Source organism: Kitasatospora sp. NPDC048540, assembly GCF_040651175.1.
Lineage (GTDB): Bacteria > Actinomycetota > Actinomycetes > Streptomycetales > Streptomycetaceae > Kitasatospora.
The window spans coordinates 1-17,622 of record NZ_JBEZIR010000160.1; the positions used below are offsets into that span (position 1 = coordinate 1).

15 protein-coding genes and 1 pseudogene are annotated in these 17,622 nt (G+C 73.6%); 5 read left to right on the plus strand and 11 right to left on the minus strand.

Annotated features, from left to right (window positions below; all coding sequences use genetic code 11):
* A pseudogene (locus tag AB0D08_RS36390) lies at window positions 1-341 on the minus strand (hypothetical protein); the annotation flags it as partial.
* Window positions 342-479: 138 nt separating this feature from the next.
* Complete coding sequence (locus AB0D08_RS36395; protein ID WP_033822870.1) at window positions 480-1,175, minus strand: FCD domain-containing protein; 696 nt, start codon at window positions 1,173-1,175, stop codon at window positions 480-482.
* Between the two features lie 127 nt (window positions 1,176-1,302).
* On the opposite strand from AB0D08_RS36395, the gene AB0D08_RS36400 reads away from it, so the two are divergent.
* Entirely contained in the window at window positions 1,303-1,842 is a 540-nt protein-coding gene (locus AB0D08_RS36400; protein ID WP_359894596.1) for a gluconokinase, read from the plus strand.
* 11 nt (window positions 1,843-1,853) lie between these two features.
* A complete protein-coding gene (locus AB0D08_RS36405; RefSeq protein ID WP_359894607.1) occupies window positions 1,854-3,230 on the plus strand; it encodes a gluconate:H+ symporter in 1,377 nt (458 codons plus the stop codon).
* Window positions 3,231-3,262: 32 nt separating this feature from the next.
* Here AB0D08_RS36405 and AB0D08_RS36410 read toward each other — a convergent pair whose 3' ends face one another.
* The 7 genes from AB0D08_RS36410 to mmuM form a co-directional block, all read right to left on the minus strand.
* Complete coding sequence (locus AB0D08_RS36410) at window positions 3,263-3,496, minus strand: hypothetical protein (RefSeq protein WP_033822868.1); 234 nt, start codon at window positions 3,494-3,496, stop codon at window positions 3,263-3,265.
* A 16-nt stretch (window positions 3,497-3,512) separates the two neighbouring features.
* Window positions 3,513-4,658: an inorganic phosphate transporter gene (locus AB0D08_RS36415; RefSeq protein ID WP_033822867.1), complete on the minus strand. Its 1,146-nt coding sequence runs from the start codon at window positions 4,656-4,658 to the stop codon at window positions 3,513-3,515.
* Between the two features lie 332 nt (window positions 4,659-4,990).
* A complete protein-coding gene (locus tag AB0D08_RS36420) occupies window positions 4,991-6,586 on the minus strand; it encodes a glycerol-3-phosphate dehydrogenase/oxidase (RefSeq protein WP_033822866.1) in 1,596 nt (531 codons plus the stop codon).
* A 156-nt stretch (window positions 6,587-6,742) separates the two neighbouring features.
* Window positions 6,743-8,260, minus strand: a complete 1,518-nt coding sequence (gene glpK, locus AB0D08_RS36425; protein WP_033822865.1) for a glycerol kinase GlpK — start codon at window positions 8,258-8,260, stop codon at window positions 6,743-6,745.
* An 86-nt stretch (window positions 8,261-8,346) separates the two neighbouring features.
* The gene (locus tag AB0D08_RS36430) at window positions 8,347-9,066 is read right to left on the minus strand and encodes an MIP/aquaporin family protein (protein WP_033822864.1); all 720 of its coding nucleotides are present in this window, start codon (window positions 9,064-9,066) and stop codon (window positions 8,347-8,349) included.
* 345 nt (window positions 9,067-9,411) lie between these two features.
* Window positions 9,412-10,176, minus strand: a complete 765-nt coding sequence (locus AB0D08_RS36435) for an IclR family transcriptional regulator (protein WP_033822863.1) — start codon at window positions 10,174-10,176, stop codon at window positions 9,412-9,414.
* 93 nt (window positions 10,177-10,269) lie between these two features.
* Complete coding sequence (gene mmuM, locus AB0D08_RS36440) at window positions 10,270-11,178, minus strand: homocysteine S-methyltransferase (RefSeq protein ID WP_359894600.1); 909 nt, start codon at window positions 11,176-11,178, stop codon at window positions 10,270-10,272.
* A gap of 149 nt (window positions 11,179-11,327) precedes the next feature.
* Between mmuM and AB0D08_RS36445 the strand changes: the two genes are divergently transcribed.
* The 3 genes from AB0D08_RS36445 (at window position 11,328) to AB0D08_RS36455 (ending at window position 14,861) form a co-directional block, all read left to right on the plus strand.
* A complete protein-coding gene (locus AB0D08_RS36445; protein ID WP_359894602.1) occupies window positions 11,328-12,122 on the plus strand; it encodes an NUDIX domain-containing protein in 795 nt (264 codons plus the stop codon).
* 33 nt (window positions 12,123-12,155) lie between these two features.
* Entirely contained in the window at window positions 12,156-12,707 is a 552-nt protein-coding gene (locus tag AB0D08_RS36450) for an NUDIX domain-containing protein (protein ID WP_033822443.1), read from the plus strand.
* Between the two features lie 135 nt (window positions 12,708-12,842).
* Window positions 12,843-14,861 carry an acetoacetate--CoA ligase gene (locus tag AB0D08_RS36455; RefSeq protein WP_359894604.1) on the plus strand — a complete coding sequence of 673 codons (2,019 nt, stop codon included), beginning with the start codon at window positions 12,843-12,845 and terminating at the stop codon, window positions 14,859-14,861.
* Between the two features lie 69 nt (window positions 14,862-14,930).
* Here the strand turns inward: AB0D08_RS36455 and ptsP are convergent, their stop codons facing one another.
* Both ptsP and AB0D08_RS36465 read right to left on the minus strand, forming a co-directional pair.
* On the minus strand, window positions 14,931-16,601 hold the full coding sequence (gene ptsP, locus AB0D08_RS36460; RefSeq protein WP_033822441.1) for a phosphoenolpyruvate--protein phosphotransferase: 1,671 nt from the start codon (window positions 16,599-16,601) through the stop codon (window positions 14,931-14,933).
* A gap of 23 nt (window positions 16,602-16,624) precedes the next feature.
* Entirely contained in the window at window positions 16,625-17,074 is a 450-nt protein-coding gene (locus tag AB0D08_RS36465; RefSeq protein ID WP_033822440.1) for a PTS glucose transporter subunit IIA, read from the minus strand.
* Window positions 17,075-17,622: the final 548 nt, after the last annotated feature.

Genomic DNA, 17,622 nt, shown 5'->3' on the forward strand with positions numbered 1-17,622 from the left:
CTCCAGGAAGGCCTGCAGTTCCTGGCAGCCTTGGGGGGTGTCCGGGCTGTGGTCCGTCCAGCCCCGGCCTTCTCCCGGCTGCCGGCCAGCGGCGACTGGGCGTGCGGCCCGTGCGCCCGCTGGGCGGCGACCTGACGGGCGATCACGATCTCCAGCAGGCACCAGGCGCAGCCGAACACCCCGAGCGCCATGCCCAGCAGGGCGGGCGTCAGCAGACCGCTGCGGGCGTACGAGGCGAGGACCGCCACCATCAGTGCCACCAGGGTGAAGGCGACGCAGAGCACGGCCCGGACGGCGGCGGACCGCACCTCGTCCGGGAGTCGGCGGCGTGCGGCGGACATTCGGCAACCCCCCAAGGCTGGCGCCGCGCAGGGCGCGCGGGCGCATGGCGCGCGCCGGTACGACCGACGGTGGCGCGTCCACGGCCCAGCCTGCCCCCTGCGCACCGGATCATTCCACCCGTCCGGCGGGCGCCCGGCTCAGTCCAGGGTCGCGTCCAACTCCTCCAGCGCCCCCAACACGATGGTGCGCATCGCCCGTTCGGCCGATTCCGGATCGCCGGCGCAGATCGCCTCCGCGACCTCCCGGTGCAGCCGCACCGCGTACTCGCGCGGCTGGTGCGGCATCAGGTGGTGCTCGGTCCGGCCGGTCAGCACCGCGCCGACGGTGTCGCCCAGGTGGGCGAACATCTCGTTCCCGCTGGCCCGCAGCACCGCCGAGTGGAAGGCGATGTCGTGCCGCAGGAAGGTCTCCAGGTCGGCGGCGCGGGCGCTGACGGTCAGTTCGACGGCCAGCGCGCTCAGCTCCCGCCGGTCGTCGTCCCCGGCCTGACGGGCCGCCAGCGCGGCCGCGGCCGGTTCGACCGCGACCCGCAGCGAGCCGAGCGAACGCAGTTGGGCGGCCCGGCCGCTCCCCGCCAGCCGCCAGCGGATCACCAGCGGGTCGAAGACGTCCCAGTCGCGCTGCGGCAGCACCGTCGAGCCGACCCGCCGCCGGGACTCGACCATCCGCATCGACTCCAGGATCCGCACCGCCTCCCGGACCACCGTGCGCGAGACGCCGTAGCGCTCCTCCAGCTCCTCCGCGCGCAGCACCGTACCGGCCGGGAGCTCCCCCGAGGCGATGGCCGGACCGAGGTCCGCGAGCAGTCGGCCCGGCAGGCCCTGGATCTCCATCGGGCCAGCCTAGTGCCGCGGCACCGACGGCCAGTAAAAGTATGACGATTAAGTTTCATCCCCTTGAATAAGTCATACCTTTGCGTCACAGTTGCCCGCGGAACAGGCAGAACAGGAGCACCACCCCATGGCTCTCACCGTCGAGAACCGGCCGCCCGTGATCGTCGTCATGGGCGTCTCCGGCGTCGGCAAGACCACCGTCGCCGAGCTGCTGGCCGACCTCCTCCACCTGCCCCACGCGGAGGCCGACGACTTCCACCCGGCGGCCAACATCGCCAAGATGTCGGCCGGCATCCCGCTGGACGACCAGGACCGGCAGCCCTGGCTGACCGCCCTGGGCGGCTGGCTCGGCGAACGCCGGGCCGCCGGGACCGGAGGAGTGGTCACCTGTTCCGCGCTCAAACGCCGCTACCGCGACACCCTGCGCGCCCACTGCCCCGACGCGTTCTTCCTCCACCTCAGCGGCGACCACCGCCTGGTCGAGGACCGCCTCGCCCACCGCAGCGGCCACTTCATGCCGGCCTCGCTGCTCGACTCCCAGTACGCCGCCCTGGAGCCGCTCGGACCCGACGAGCGCGGCGCCGTCCTGGACGTCGGCCCCGCCCCCCACGACCTCGCCGAGATGGCCGCACAGCTGGTGCGGCCCGTCAATGGAGACCTCGCGTGACCACCAGAGCGCTGCTCGCGGCCGCCCCACCGGCCCTGCCCCACACCGGCGACGACACCACGCTGCTGATCGCGGTGCTGCTCAGCATCGCCGCCATCGTGCTGCTGATCACCAAGCTGAAGCTGCACCCGTTCCTCGCCCTGACCCTCGGCTCGGGCCTGCTGGCCGCCGTGGCCGGCGCCCCCTTCGACAAGCTGACCAGCAGCTTCGCCACCGGCTTCGGCGCCACCGTCAGCGGCGTCGGCCTGCTGATCGGCCTCGGCGCGATGCTCGGCAAGCTGCTCGCCGACTCCGGCGGGGCCAACATCATCGCGGACACCGTGCTCGCCCGCTCCGGCCGCCGGGCGCTGCCCTGGGCGATGGCCCTGATCGCGGCGGTGCTCGGCCTGCCGCTGTTCTTCGAGGTCGGCGTGGTGCTGCTGGTGCCGATCGTGCTGCTGGTCGCGCGGCGCGGCAACGTCCCGCTGCTGCGGATCGGCATCCCCGCGCTGGCCGGCCTGTCCGTCCTGCACGGCCTGGTACCCCCGCACCCCGGCCCGCTGGTCGCCGTCGACGCGCTCAAGGCCGACCTCGGCATCACCCTGGCGCTCGGCCTGCTGATCGCCGTCCCCGCCCTGGTGGTCGCCGGGCCGCTGTTCGCCCGCGTCGCCGAACGCTGGGTCGGGCCGCTGGAGGTGCCCGCCCCCCAGGCCCCCGCCGAGGCCGAACGCCCCGAGCACACACCCCGGTTCGGCGCCGTCCTGGCCACCATCCTGCTGCCGGTCGCCCTGATGCTCGGCAAGGCCCTGGTCGACGTGGTGGTCGACGACCCGAAGGCGACCGCGCAGCGGATCTTCGACTTCATCGGCTCCCCGCTGGTCGCCCTGCTCGCCGCGACCCTGCTCGGCATGGTCACCCTCGGCCGGGCCGCCGGCTTCGACAAGGCCCGGATCTCCGCCACCGTGGCGGGGTCGCTGGCGCCGATCGCCGGCATCGTCTTCATCGTCGGCGCGGGCGGCGGCTTCAAGCAGACCCTGATCGACGTCGGGGTCGGCGAGGCGGTCAGCCAGTGGGCCGGCCGCTGGCACGTCTCCGCCCTGCTGCTCGGCTGGCTGATCGCCGTCCTGATCCGGCTGGCCACCGGCTCCGCCACGGTGGCCACCATCACCGCCGCCGGCATCGTCGCGCCGCTCGCCGCCGGGATGTCCAGCACCCACGCGGCCCTGCTGGTGCTCGCCATCGGCGCCGGCTCGCTGTTCTTCTCGCACGTCAACGACGCCGGCTTCTGGCTGGTCAAGGAGTACTTCGGGATGACGGTCGGCCAGACGGTCAAGTCCTGGTCGGTGATGGAGACGGTGATCTCGGTGGTCGCCATCGCCCTGATCATGCCGCTCAGCCTGATCGTCTAGGGCCGCGTCAGGCGGCGGACCGTCCGGCCGGGTCAGTCGTGGAACTGCGGGATGATCAGATACAGCCCGTAGGCCACGGCGGCCGCGCAGGCCAGGAAGCACAGCGCGGCCCCCGCCAGGGCGGCGGCCGAGGTCCGGCCGCCGTCCTTGGCGTCCTGGTAGGCCAGCGTCGACCGCACCCCCAGGGTGAACACCACCGCGACCGCCACCGTCGCGCCGATGCTGACGGCGGTCACCTCGCCCAGCGCGCTCCAGTGCACTGCCACGGTGCCTCCTTCCGGCTCAGCTGCCCGCGGCCGCGGGCTGCGGGTTGACCGTCACGGTCCGGGAGTCGTTGACGTTGTCGGCGGTGACCGGGCTGCGCCGGGACAGCAGGTAGATCACCCCGGCCGCGGCCACGGCGACCACCGCCACCACCACCGTGCCGGCCGTACCGCCGTGCACCACGACCGCGGAGGCGGCGCCGCCGACCAGGCCGGCCGCGGGCAGCGTCACCAGCCAGGCGATCACCATCCGGCCGGCCGTCGACCAGCGGACCTCCGACCCGCGGCGGCCGAGCCCGGAGCCGATGATGCTGCCGCTGCAGACCTGGGTGGTGGAGAGCGCGAACCCGAGGTGGGCGGAGCTCAGGATGACCGTCGCGGAGGCGGTCTCGGCGGAGAAGCCCTGGGGCGAGTGGATGTCCGCGAGCCCCCGGCCGAGCGTCCTGATGATGCGCCAGCCGCCGAGGTAGGTCCCCAGGCCGATCGCCAGGCCCGAGGTGAGGATCACCCAGGTCGGCGGCCCGGCGCCGGTCGACAGCGCACCGGCGGAGATCAGGCTGAGGGTGATCACGCCCATGGTCTTCTGGGCGTCGTTGGTGCCGTGGGCCAGCGATACCAGCGAGGCCGAGCCGATCTGCCCGGACCGGAAGCCCTTGGTGACCGACTCCTCGTCGGCCCGTCCGCTGAGCCGGTAGGCCAGGTAGGTGGCCAGCGCCGCGGCGATCCCCGCCACCACCGGCGCGGCGAACGCCGGGATGATGATCTTCTCCAGCACCTCGTCGAAGTTCACGGCCTTCTGCCCGGCGCCGACCCAGGCGGCGCCGACCAGCCCGCCGATCAGCGCGTGCGAGGAGCTCGAGGGGAGCCCGAGCAGCCAGGTGAACAGGTTCCAGAGGATCGCGCCGACCAGCCCCGCGAAGATCATCCCCAGTGTGACCAGGCCGTCGTCGACGATGCCCCCGGAGATGGTCTTGGCGACCGCCGTCGACAGGAGCGCGCCGACCACGTTGAGCACCGCGCTCACCAGCACCGCCACCCGTGGCGGGAGTGCGCCGGTGGCGATCGAGGTCGCCATGGCGTTCGCGGTGTCGTGGAAGCCGTTGGTGAAGTCGAACGCCAGAGCTGTGATGATCACCATCACGAGAAGGAACGTGACGTGGGACATGCAGCCAGTAGACCAGCGCACGGCCGCCGCGGACGCAACGACACTCGCCCCGGACGGGCGGCGCACCCGGCCGCGGGTGGCATACGCACGGCCCCTCCCGGCCGAGGCCGCCCGAAGGTCCGTACCCGGACCGGCCTGACCGCCGGCACCGGCCTGATCCCCCTCGGCGGGGCGCTCTTCGCCGCCCACCACCGCCGCGGCACCCACCGCCGCTCCTGAGCCCCCCACCCCCGACCCGGGGCCGGCCCGGTGCCACCGCCGCCCGGAAACGGCGGAGCCGCCCCGCGGGAGATCCCGCGGGGCGGCTCCGGCCGCTTCGGCCCTTCCGGCCGTCAGCCCTGCTGGCGCTTGGCCAGGAAGGCCTCGACCTCGGCGCGGATCTCCGGGGTGTCCAGCCCGCGCACGGTCATGGTGGTGCGGCGGCGCAGCACGTCGTCCACGGTGTACGCCCACTCGCTGTCGGCGGCGTACGCGACCTGGGCCCACACGTCCGGCCCGTCGGCGTGGATCGGCCTGCCGAGCTCCGGGTTGTCCGCGATCAGGCGGGCGATGTCGAAGGACAGGGTGCCGTAGTGGCTGGCCAGGTGCTTGGCCACCAGCGGCTCCATCCGGGAGCCCGGCTCGCGGTCCATCAGCAGGCGGTGCGCGACGGCGTTCGGCGCGCCGACCCCGGGCAGCGGCACGGTGGCGGGGAACGGCGAGACGTCCTCGGCGAAGCCGGTGCCGGGCACGTGCTTGAGCTTCTCCAGCACGGCGCGGCCGATGTGCCGGTAGGTGGTCCACTTGCCGCCGGCCACCGACAGCATGCCGCCGCGGCCCTCGGTGACCACGGTCTCGCGCTTGGCGGCGGCGGTGTCGCCGGGGCCGCCGGGCAGCACCCGCAGGCCGGCGAAGGAGTAGGTGATCAGGTCGCGGTCGAGGTGCTCGTCGCGGATCGCGTGGCCGGCCTCGTCCATGATCTGGTCGATGTCGGCGTCGGTGGCGCGGACGTCCATCGGGTCGCCGGTGTACTCCTCGTCCGTGGTGCCGAGCAGGACGTGGTCCTCCCACGGGATGGCGAAGGAGACGCGGTACTTGTCGATCGGGATGGTCAGCGCGGCGCGCCATGGGGTGCGGCGCTTGACGACCACGTGGGCGCCCTTGGAGAGGCGGATCGACGGCGCTGCGCCGGCGTCCTCCATCTTGCGCAGGTGGTCGACCCACGGGCCGGTGGCGTTGAGCACCAGGCGGGCGCTGACGCCGAACTCGGTGCCGTCCAGGCGGTCCTTCAGCTCGGCGCCGGTGACCCGGGTGCCGGTGAAGCGCAGGCCGGTGACCTCGGCGTGGTTGAGCGCGACGGCGCCGGCCTCGACGGCGGCGCGGACGGTCATCACGGCGACCCGGGAGTCGTTCATCTGGTGGTCGCCGTAGACCGCGACGGCCTGCAGGCCCTCGGTGCGCAGGGCGGGCACCTGCTGGGCGGCGTGCGCGGCGGTGGAGACCCGGCCCATGCCGTCCCGGAAGGCGGAGAGCGCGGAGTACAGGAAGACGCCGGCGCCGAGCTTGGGGGCGCTGTGCGGGCCGCCCTTGTAGACCGGGACGAAGAAGGTCAGCGGGTTGACCAGGTGCGGGGCGACGTCGGTGGCGAGCGCCCGGCGCTCCTTGTGGTTCTCGGCGACCAGCTTGACCGCGCCGGTCTGCAGGTAGCGCAGGCCGCCGTGGACGAGCTTGGAGGAGGCGCTGGAGGTGGCACCGGCGAAGTCGCCGGCGTCGACCATGGCGACCTTCAGGCCGGCCTGGGCGGCGGTCCACGCGGTGGCGGTGCCGAGGATGCCGCCGCCGATCACCAGCAGGTCGTAGGTGGCCTTGCCCAGCAGCTCGCGGGTCTCGGCTCGGGAGGCGGTACGGCCGGCGAAGCGCTCGGCGCCCAGGGTCGGGATGGTTGCCATGGTGTGGTTACGGCGGCGCGTGGTCGGGCGGCGCCGTTTCTCCTCTCGTTGTGCGGTTCGGCCTGGTGCTGCAGGCCGGGTCCCGGCCCCGTGCGGCGGGCCGGTCTCGGAACGCGGAACGACCGGCCGGGGCCTTGGCCCCGGCCGGCTGCCCGGTCAGTTCTGCTCGTCCTCCTCCACCCAGCCCATGGTGCGCTCCACGGCCTTGAGCCACTTCTTGTACTCCCGCTCCCGGGTGGCCTCGTCCATGCGGGGGGTCCACTCGGCGGCGCGGTGCCAGTTGGCCCGCAGGGTGTCCAGGTCGGGCCAGAAGCCGACCGCGAGGCCGGCCGCGTAGGCCGCGCCCAGGGCGGTGGTCTCGGCGACGTACGGGCGCTCGACGGGGGCGTCGAGGACGTCGGCGATGTTCTGCATCAGCAGGTTGTTGGAGGTCATGCCGCCGTCGACCTTGAGGGCGGTGAGTTCGACGCCGGAGTCCTTCTGCATGGCGTCGACGACCTCGCGGGTCTGCCAGGCGGTGGCCTCCAGCACGGCCCGGGCCAGGTGGCCCTTGGTGACGTACCGGGTGAGGCCGGCGATCACGCCGCGGGCGTCGGAGCGCCAGTACGGGGCGAACAGGCCGGAGAAGGCCGGGACGAAGTAGGCGCCGCCGTTGTCCTCGACGGTCGAGGCCAGGGTCTCGATCTCGGCGGCGGTGGAGATGATGCCGAGCTGGTCGCGCAGCCACTGCACCAGCGAGCCGGTGACCGCGATGGAGCCCTCCAGGGCGTACACCGGGGCCTGGTCGCCGATCCGGTAGCCGACCGTGGTGAGCAGGCCGTGGTACGAGTTGACGATCTTCTCGCCGGTGTTCAGCAGCAGGAAGGTGCCGGTGCCGTAGGTGGACTTGGCCTCGCCCTCGCTGAAGCAGGTCTGGCCGAACAGCGCGGCCTGCTGGTCGCCGAGCGCGGAGGCGACCGGGACGCCCGCCAGGTCGCCGACGGCCTCGCCGTAGACCTCGGCAGAGGAGCGGATCTCCGGCAGGACGGACAGCGGCACGCCCATCGACTCGGCGATCTTCTCGTCCCAGGCGAGGGTGGAGAGGTTCATCAGCATGGTGCGGCTGGCGTTGGTCACATCGGTGATGTGCTTGCCGCCGTCGACGCCGCCGGTGAGGTTCCAGATCACCCAGGTGTCCATGGTGCCGAACAGGATGTCCCCGGCCTCGGCGCGCTCCCGCAGCCCCTCGACGTTGTCCAGCAGCCAGCGGATCTTCGGGCCGGCGAAGTAGCTGGCCAGCGGCAGGCCGGTCTCGCGGCGGAAGCGGTCCTGGCCGACGTTGCGGCCGAGCTCGCGGCAGAGCCCCTCGGTGCGGGTGTCCTGCCAGACCAGCGCGTTGTGGACCGGCTCGCCGGTGTTCTTGTCCCACAGGACGGTGGTCTCGCGCTGGTTGGTGATGCCGATCGCGCGGATGTCGTCCTTGGTCAGCCCGGCCTTCTCCAGCGCGCCGCGGACCACCGACTGGACCCGGGTCCAGATCTCGGCGGCGTCGTGCTCGACCCAGCCGGGCTGCGGGAAGATCTGCGAGTGCTCCTGCTGGTCGACGGCGACGATCCGGCCGTCGGCGCCGAAGATGATGCAGCGGCTGGAGGTGGTGCCCTGGTCGATCGCGGCGATGTAGTTGCCAGTGGTCATGAGGTCCTCGGCTCGGGGTGAGGGTTCGGGGTGGGCGGGACTGACGCTGGGTCAGTCCCCGTGCTCAGGCGTGGCGCAAACCGGGGTCAGAAGACCAGGTTGTAGACGCCGCCGGCCAGCAGGCCGCCGACGACCGGGCCGACCACCGGGATCCAGGAGTACGACCAGTCGGAGCCGCCCTTGTGGGGGATCGGCAGCAGCGCGTGGACGATGCGCGGGCCGAGGTCGCGGACCGGGTTGATGGCGTAGCCGGTCGGGCCGCCGAGCGAGAGGCCGATGCCGACCACGGTGAGCGCGACGATCAGGATCCCGGTGCCGGAGGCGGCGAGGCCGGTGGTGAGGCCCTGGGTGAGGATCGCGAAGCAGAGCACGAAGGTGCCGATGACCTCGGTGATCAGGTTCTGGACCGGGTTCCGGATCTCCGGGCCGGTGGAGAAGATGCCGAGCGTCGGCTCCTCGTTGGCCTGGAACTGGCCGAGGTAGGTGAGCCAGACCAGCACCGCGCCGATCATCGCGCCGAGCAGCTGCGAGCCGAGGTAGACCGGCACCTGGCCCCACTCGCCGCTCTTGACCGCGAGTGCCAGGGTCACGGCCGGGTTCAGGTGGGCACCGGACTTCGGGGCGGACATGTAGGCGGCGATCAGGACCGCGAAGCCCCACCCGAAGGTGATCGCGAGCCAGCCGGCGTTGATCGCCTTGGACTTCTTGAGGGTGACAGCGGCGCAGACGCCACCGCCCAGGAGTATCAGGGCGGCGGTACCGAGGGTCTCGCCGACAAAGATGTCGCCGTTGGAGAACGCGGACACACAGACTCCTTCGTCTGCCTGGCTCCTATGTCCGAATGGTCCGGAGCAGGGGGTGCAGGGGGTGGGGGAGCGGTACACATCCCGTCCCGGGGATGTCGTACCGGTGAGCTGCTGGACCGACCACTGAGCGGGTGAGCGCTGGGGGTCGTGGTCTTGTCCAACCGCCGTTCGACATTGTCGACCGACATGCGGAAGCTTCTCCTTCCGGCCACCCCTGCGTCAAGGCCGGGTTATGCACCTGTGACTCACCACCCGCGCACCACCCGCCCCGGACGCGAAAAAGCCATGGCGCGGACCGGCCCGACGGGCCCGTCCACGCCATGGCGGCATGCCGGGAAGCGGTGCTCAGAAGCGGCCGGCCCCCAGGTCACGCGAGATCGCCCGGGCCGCGCTGCGCACCGAGGCGACCAGCGAGGGCTTCACGAAACCGTCCTCACAGACCGTCTCGACCGCACCCGAGATGCACACCGCACCCACCGGGTTGCGCCGGCGGTCCTGGATCAGCGCACCGATCGAGGCCACCCCCTCCCAGGTCTCCTCCACCGAGTCCGACCACCCGCGCTCGCGGATCAGCGCGCACTCCGCGTCCACGTCCGCCGGATCGGTCAGGGTGCGCAGCGTGTACGCCTCCAGCGGCTCCTCGCCCAGCTCACCGCGGGCCACCGGGTCGTACGCCAGCAGCACCTTGCCCAGCGCCGTGCTGTGCAGTGGCTGCATCGAGCCGACCTCCAGCACCTGCCGGGTGTCGTCCGGCCGGAAGACGTGGTGCACGATCAGCACGCCGCGCTGGTGCAGCACACCCAGGTAGACCGTCTCACCGGACGCCCGGGCCAGGTCGTCGGCCCACACCAGCGCCCGGGCGCGCAGCTCGTGCACGTCGAGGTAGCTCTGGCCGAGCCGCAGCAGCTCGGCGCCCAGCTGGTACTTGCCGCTCTCCGCGTCCTGCTCGACGAACCCCTCCTGCTGGAGGGTGCGCAGGATCCCGTGGGCCGTCCCCTTGGCCAGGTCCAGCGCCGTGGCCACCTCGGACAGGCCCAGGCGGCGCTCGCCGCCGGCCAACAGGCGCAGTATCGCGGCGGCCCGGGAGAGCGACTGGATCGGGCCGGGCATCCGCTACCTCCGCTGACAGACGGTCGACAATGTCGACCGCAAGAGTACCGCCATGAGTGTGCCAGTCCGCAGGCCGTGCGTGCACCTTTCCGATCACAACGCCCGGACGACACCGGCCAGCGCGGCGATCTCCCGCTCACCGACCCGGCAGCAGCCGCCCACCAGCCGCGCCCCGGCGCCCGCCCACCCCGCCACCCGCTCCGGCCGGAACGCCGGCTCCCCGGTCCAGCCGCGCCCCTCCACCCAGCGCTCCCCGCTGTTCGGGTACACCACCACCGGCAGCCCGCTCACCCCGGCCGCGAGCGGCACCGCCAGGTCCGCGTCCCGCGGACTGCAGCAGTTCACCCCGACCGCCACCACCTCCGGCACCCCCGCCGCCACCGCGAACGCCTCCGCCAGCGGCTGCCCCGCCCTGGTCCGGCCACCCGCCACGCTGTACGACAGCCACACCGGCACCCCGAGCCCGCGCACCACCCGCAGCAGCGCCTCCGCCTCGTCCACGTCCGGCACCGTCTCCAGCGCCAGCACGTCCGGCCCCGCCGCCGCCAGCACCTCCACCCGCGGCCGGTGCCAGCGCTCCAGCCACGCCACACTGCGCCCGTACCGGCCCCGGTACTCCGACCCGTCCGCCAGCACCGCCCCGTACGGGCCCACCGAAGCCGCCACCCAGCGCGGACCGTCGAACCCCGCCGCCGCCTCCCGGGCCAGCGCCACGCCCGACGCCATCAGCCGGGCCGCCTCGGCCCGCCCGATCCCCCGGCGCGCGAAACCCTCGAAACTCGCCTGATAACCGGCCGAGATCGCCACCCGGGCCCCCGCCGCGTAGTACCCGCGGTGCGCCGCCACCAGCGCCTGCGGCGCGTCCACCAGCAGCCGGGCCGACCACAGCTCGTCCGCCAGCCCGTACCCGGCCGCCTCCAGCTGGTTCGACAGCCCGCCGTCCAGCACCACCGGCCCGGCCGCCAGCGCGGCCGCGAAAGGCTCGGATCCGGCAGCGGTCACGGCGGCCTCCAGGAACGCGCTCGAGGGTGCTACCCGCACTGTAGGCCGACGCACGGCCCCGCCCGCGCACCGCCTGGCCGCACGTCCGACCGGCGCGCTAGGTTCGGAGCCGGGCCCCACCGACGGCCCGTACCCCGGGGAGGAACCGCATGCCGGCAGCAGCGCCCGACGAGCAGCAGTGGCTCGCGGCGTACGACCCGCGCGCCTTCACCCCGGTCGCCGTCACCGTCGACGTGGTCGCCCTCACCCTGCGCGCCGGAGCACTCCACGTCCTGCTGGTCGAACGGGCCGAGCCGCCGTTCCAGGGCCGCTGGGCCCTGCCCGGCGGCTTCCTGCGAGCCGGCCAGGAGGACCTCGACACCGCCGCCGCCCGCGAACTCGCCGAGGAGACCGGCCTGCACGGCAGCGCCGACACCACCGCCCTCAGCCGGGTCCACCTCGAGCAGCTCGGCACCTACGGCGCCCCCGACCGCGACCCCCGCATGCACGTGGTCTCCGTCGCCTACCTCGCCTTCGCCCCCGATCTGCCCGACCCGCGCGCCGGCACCGACGCCGCAGCCGCCGCCTGGCACCCCGCCACCCGCGCCCCCGGCCGCCCCCAGGTCCCCGACCTCGTCTTCGACCACGCCCGGATCCTCGCCGACGCCCTCACCCGGGTCCGCGCCAAACTCGAGTACCGCCCGCTGGCCACCGCCTTCCTCCCCGAGGAATTCACCATCCCGGACCTGCGCGCCGTCTACGAAGCCGTCTGGGGCGAGCACCTGCACCCCGGCAACTTCCACCGCAAGGTGCTCTCCGTCCCCGGCTTCGTCGAGCAGACCGGCACCACCGCCACCCGCGGCGGCACCCGCGGCGGCCCCCGCGCCCGCCACTACCGGGCCGGCCCCGCCACCCTCCTGCACCCCCCGCTGCTGCGCCCCGGCCGGGACCGGCCGATCCCCTGACCGGCCCACCCCCGCCGCACTACCATCCGTTCCATGACCAGCGCGCAGCCCAACCGTCCCCACTCCCACTGCCACTGGTGCGGCACCCCGTACCCGGCGGCCACCACCGGCTGGCCCCGCACCTGTCCCGGCTGCTCCGAGATCAGCTACCGCAACCCGCTGCCCGTCACCGTGGTCCTGCTCCCCGTCGACCTCCCCGACGGCAGCCGCAGCCTGGCCGTCATCCGCCGCACCATCGAACCCGGCCTCGGCGAACTCGCCCTGCCCGGCGGTTACGTCGACTTCGGCGAGAGCTGGCAGCAGGCCGCCGCCCGCGAACTGCGCGAGGAGACCGGCATCCACGCCGACCCCGCCGACGTCACCCTGGTCGCCACCGACTCCGACACCGGCGGCGGCTTCCTCTGCCTGTTCGGCATGCTGCCCGCCCGCCCGCTCGCCGACCTGCCGCCCTCCGTCCCCACCGACGAGACCGACGGCTGGCAGCTCGCCGACCCCGCCACCCCGCTCGCCTTCCCCTTCCACACCCGGGTCGCCCAGGCCTGGTTCAAGGGCGAGTACGACCACCTTGTGGCCGAACCCCACTGACCAGCACTCCCGAGTGGCGCGGCGGACCCTGGCGCGGCAGACGATCACATGGCATGGTCTGCTCCGTCAGCGTCCCCAGGACGGGCCCGCCACCAGCACCGCCCGTCCGCACGTACCGGCCGGGAGACCACCACCGTGAGCACCCCACCCCAGGACCAGCCGCTCTGGCGGCCCGCCGCCGACCGCGCCGCCGCCACCCAGCTGGTCGCCTTCCAGGCCTGGGCCGCCGCCCGGCACGGAGCCCCGGCCGCACCGCTCGCCCCCGTCACCGACGACGAGCAGGCCGCCGCCCGCTACGCCGCCCTGCACGCCTGGTCCACCGAGGACCTCGACCGCTTCTGGCGCGCGGTCACCGAGTACTTCGACGTCCGCTTCTCCACCGCCCCCGAAGCGGTCCTCGCCGACCCGGCCATGCCCGGCGCCCGCTGGTTCCCCGGCGCCCGCCTGAACTACGCCGAGCACGCACTGCGCCACGGCGAGGACCCCGCCCACGCGGACCGCCCGGCCATTCTGCACCTCGACGAGACCACCGCCGAGCCCGTCCCGCTCAGCTGGGCCGAGATGCGCCGCCAGGTCGGCTCGCTCGCCGCCGCCCTGCGCGAGCGCGGCGTGCGCCCCGGCGACCGGGTCGGCGCCTACCTGCCGAACATCCCGCAGGCCGCCGTCGCCCTCCTCGCCACCGCCGCCGTCGGCGCCGTCTGGACCAGCTGCGCCCCCGACTTCGGCGCCCGCAGCGTCCTCGACCGCCTCCAGCAGATCGAGCCGGTCGTGCTGTTCGCCGTCGACGGCTACCACTACGGCGGCAAGGACCACGACCGCACCGGGGTGGTCGCCGAGCTCCGCGCCGAACTCCCCTCGCTGCACACCGTGGTCCACGTCCCGCTGCTCGGCGGCGCGGCCCCCGAGGGCGCCCTGGACTGGACCGCCCTCACCGCCGCCGACACCGAACCGCTCTTCGAGCAGGTCCCCTTCGACCACCCGCTGTGGGTCCTCTACTCCTCCGGCACCACCGGCCTGCCCAAGGCGATCGTCCAGAGTCAGGGCGGCATCCTGGTCGAACACCTCAAGCAGGCCGCCCTCCACCTCGACCTCGGCCCCGCCGACCGCTTCCTCTGGTACACCTCCACCGGCTGGATGATGTGGAACTTCCTCATCGCCGGCCTGCTCACCGGATCCACGATCGTCACCTACGACGGCAGCCCCGGCCACCCCGACACCGGCGCCTTCTGGTCGGTCGCCGCCCGCACCCGCGCCACCGTCGTCGGCACCTCCGCCGCCTACGTGATCGCCAGCCGCAAGGCCGGCCTGCACCCCGGCCGCGACCTCGACCTCTCCGCCGTCCGCTGCCTCGGCACCACCGGCTCCCCGCTGCCGCCCGACGGCTTCCAGTGGATCTACGACGAGGTGAAGCAGGACATCTGGCTGGCCTCGGTCAGCGGCGGCACCGACGTCTGCTCCTGCTTCGTCGGCGGCGTCCCCACCCTCCCGGTGTACCTCGGCGAGATCCAGGCCCCCTGCCTCGGCGCCGCCGTCGAGTCCTGGGACGTCCAGGGCAAGCCGCACACCGACGAGGTCGGCGAACTGGTCGTCACCAAGCCGCTGCCCTCCATGCCCACCGGCTTCTGGAACGACCCCGACGGCACCCGCTACCACGACAGCTACTTCGACACGTACCCCGGCACCTGGCGCCACGGCGACTGGATCACCGTCACCTCCCGCGGCACCGTGGTGATCCACGGCCGCTCCGACTCCACCCTCAACCGCCAGGGCGTCCGGATGGGCTCCTCCGACATCTACGAGGTGGTCGAGCGCCTCCCCGAGATCGCCGAGTCGCTGGTCATCGGCCTGGAGGAGCCCGAGGGCGGCTACTGGATGCCGCTGTTCGTGGTGCTCAGCCCCGGCGCCACCCTCGACGACGACCTGATCGGACGCATCCGCACCTCGCTGCGCACCGAGCTCTCCCCGCGCCACGTCCCCGACGAGGTCATCGCGGTCGGCGGCCTGCCGCACACCCTGACCGGCAAGCGGATCGAGGTCCCGGTCAAGCGCCTGCTGGCCGGCACCCCGCTGGAGCAGGCCGTCAACCCCGGATCCGTCGACAACCTCGACCACCTGCGCTTCTTCGAGCGGCTCGGCCGCTCGCGCCGGGCCTGAACAGCCCGGAGGGGCGCTGCCAACCCCCACGGTGGCAGCGCCCCTCCGCTCTCCCTCACCCGCCCGGGCTCACTCCCCGGACAGCACCTGGTGCGCGGCGGCCCGCGCCTGCTCGGCGGTGTCGGCGGCCCGCGCCGCCTCCGCCGCCCGCCGGCACTGCGCCAGCGTGTACTTGGCCAGCGCGCTGCGCACGTACGGGATCGACGCCGCGCCCATCGACAGGCTGGTGACCCCGAGCCCGGTCAGCACGCAGGCCAGCAGCGGGTCGGACGCTGCCTCGCCGCACACCCCGCAGCTCTTGCCGACCGCCTTCGCGGCGTCCGCGGACACCGCGATCAGGTCCAGCAGCGCCGGCTGCCACGGGTCCTGCAGCCGGGCCAGCGCCCCGACCTGCCGGTCGGCGGCGAAGGTGTACTGCGCCAGGTCGTTGGTGCCCAGCGACAGGAACTCGACCTCCTGCAGGATCGAACGGGCCCGCAGCGCGGCCGACGGGATCTCCACCATCGCGCCGAACTTCGCGTCCAGCCCGGCCTCCCGGCAGGCGTCCGCGAACGCCTTGGCGTCCACCCGGTCGGCGACCATCGGCGCCATCACCTCCAGGTGCACCGGCAGCCCCTCGGCCGCCGTCGCCAGCGCCCGCAGCTGGGTGCGCAGCACCTCGGGGTGGTCCAGCAGGGTCCGCAGACCCCGCACGCCGAGCGCCGGGTTGGGCTCGTCGGCCGGGGTGAGGAAGTCGAGCGGCTTGTCCGCACCGGCGTCCAGCACCCGCACCACGACCCGACCCTCCGGGAACGCCGCGAGCACCGTGCGGTACGCCTCGACCTGCTTCTCCTCGGGCGGTGCCTCGGCCGAGTCGTCGAGGAAGAGGAACTCGGTGCGGAACAGGCCCACACCCTCGGCCCCCGCCTCCAGCGCCGCCGGCAGGTCCGCGGGCCCGCCGACGTTGGCCAGCAACGGCACCCGGTGCCCGTCCGAGGTCCGGCCCGGCCCGGAGGACGCGGCCAGCGCGGCCCTGCGCTCGGCGGCCACCCGCCGGAGCTCCTCCTGCCGCTCGGCGCTCGGCTCCACCAGCACGTCACCCGAACTGCCGTCGACCGCCACCACGGTGCCCTCGGCCACCTTCGCCGCCCCCGGCAGCGCGACCACGGCCGGTACGCCCATCGCCCGCGCCAGGATCGCGCTGTGGCTGGTCGGCCCGCCCTCCTCGGTCACGAAACCGAGCACCAGGGTCGGGTCCAGCAGGGCCGTGTCGGCCGGCGCCAGGTCCCGCGCGAACAGCACGTACGGCTCGTCGCTGTCCGGCACGCCGGGCATCGGCACCCCGAGCAGCCGGGCCACGATCCGGTTGCGCACGTCGTCCAGGTCGGCGACCCGCCCGGCCAGGTACTCCCCGGCCGACGCCAGCAGCGCCCGGTACGCGGCGAACGCGTCGTACACCCCGCGCTCGGCGCTGCTGCCTACCGCGATGCGCCGGCTGACGTCGGCCATCAGCTCGGGGTCCTGCGCCATCAGCGCCTGGGCCTCCAGCACGGCCTGCGCCTCGCCGCCCGCCAGGTTGCCGCGGGCGATCAGGTCCGCGGCGACCGCGTCCACCGCCGCCTGGGCCCGCGCCTGCTCACGCGGGGCGTCCTCGGTCGGGATCCGGGTGGCCGGCGGCTCCAGCACGGCCGTCCCCATGTGCCGCACCTGCCCGATCGCGACCCCGTGGCTGACGCCGACGCCCCGCAGCGACTGGTCCATGTCCTGAGTTCCTTCCACCACCGTCAGTTCCAGGTGAACAGTTCGCCGCCGACCGGTACCTCGCCGGTCTCGGCCACCGCGCTGAGCGCCTCGGCGGCCGCCTCCAGCGCGACGATCGGGGAGATCGGGGACTTGCCGGCGGCCTCGACCGCGGCCGGGTTCCACCGGATCACCGGCTGACCGCGCCGGACCTGGTCACCCTTGTTCACCAGCAGCTCGAATCCCTCGCCGTTCAACTGCACGGTGTCGATGCCGAGGTGGGTGAGCACCCCGTGGCCGTTCTCGTCCACCACGACGAACGCGTGCGGGTGCATCGACACGACCAGTCCGTCCACCGGCGCCACCGCCTCGGTGGGTTCCCGCACCGGGTCGATCGCGGTCCCGGGGCCCACCATGGCGCCGGAGAAGACGGGGTCGGGCACGGCGGCGAGCCCGACGGCGCGGCCGGCGAGCGGCGACGTCACAGTGGTCATGGTGGTGCCTCCCAGGTGCGGAGTACAGCGTGCGTGGCCGCCGGACGACGGCTCGTACATCGACTGAAGCTTAAATTAGGTCAACTTGGGACATCTCGGTGCATAGCACTGCGACCCCGAAGGCCCGCTGCGCGGCCCGCGCACACGCACGTGCACGAATCGAGCCACGCCCCGGCGGCTGCCGGGCTGCTGGCGCCCAAGTGGTCTAGTCCTCTTCGCCAACGCGCCGCACTCTACGGCATCCGGGTGAGCCCCGGCGATGGCCCCGCGACCCGTCCTGCCCCACCCCCTCGTGCGTCCGTTCGGGTGACATCCGCCGCGACCCGATTAGGTGCGCGGCGCCGAGCCCGCTATGGTTGGCCGAGTCGCCGCGAGCCGGTGATGAACAGAGCGAGTCCGACGCGCAAAGCCTCGGTGAAAACCTGGCAAACGGATCTGATAAGCTCGAATCACGAACGAAGCGCCCGGAGGGCCCGCTGGAAGGCGGTCCGAAGGAAGTGTCCGTTCCTTGAGAACTCAACAGCGTGCCAAAAGTCAACGCCAGATAT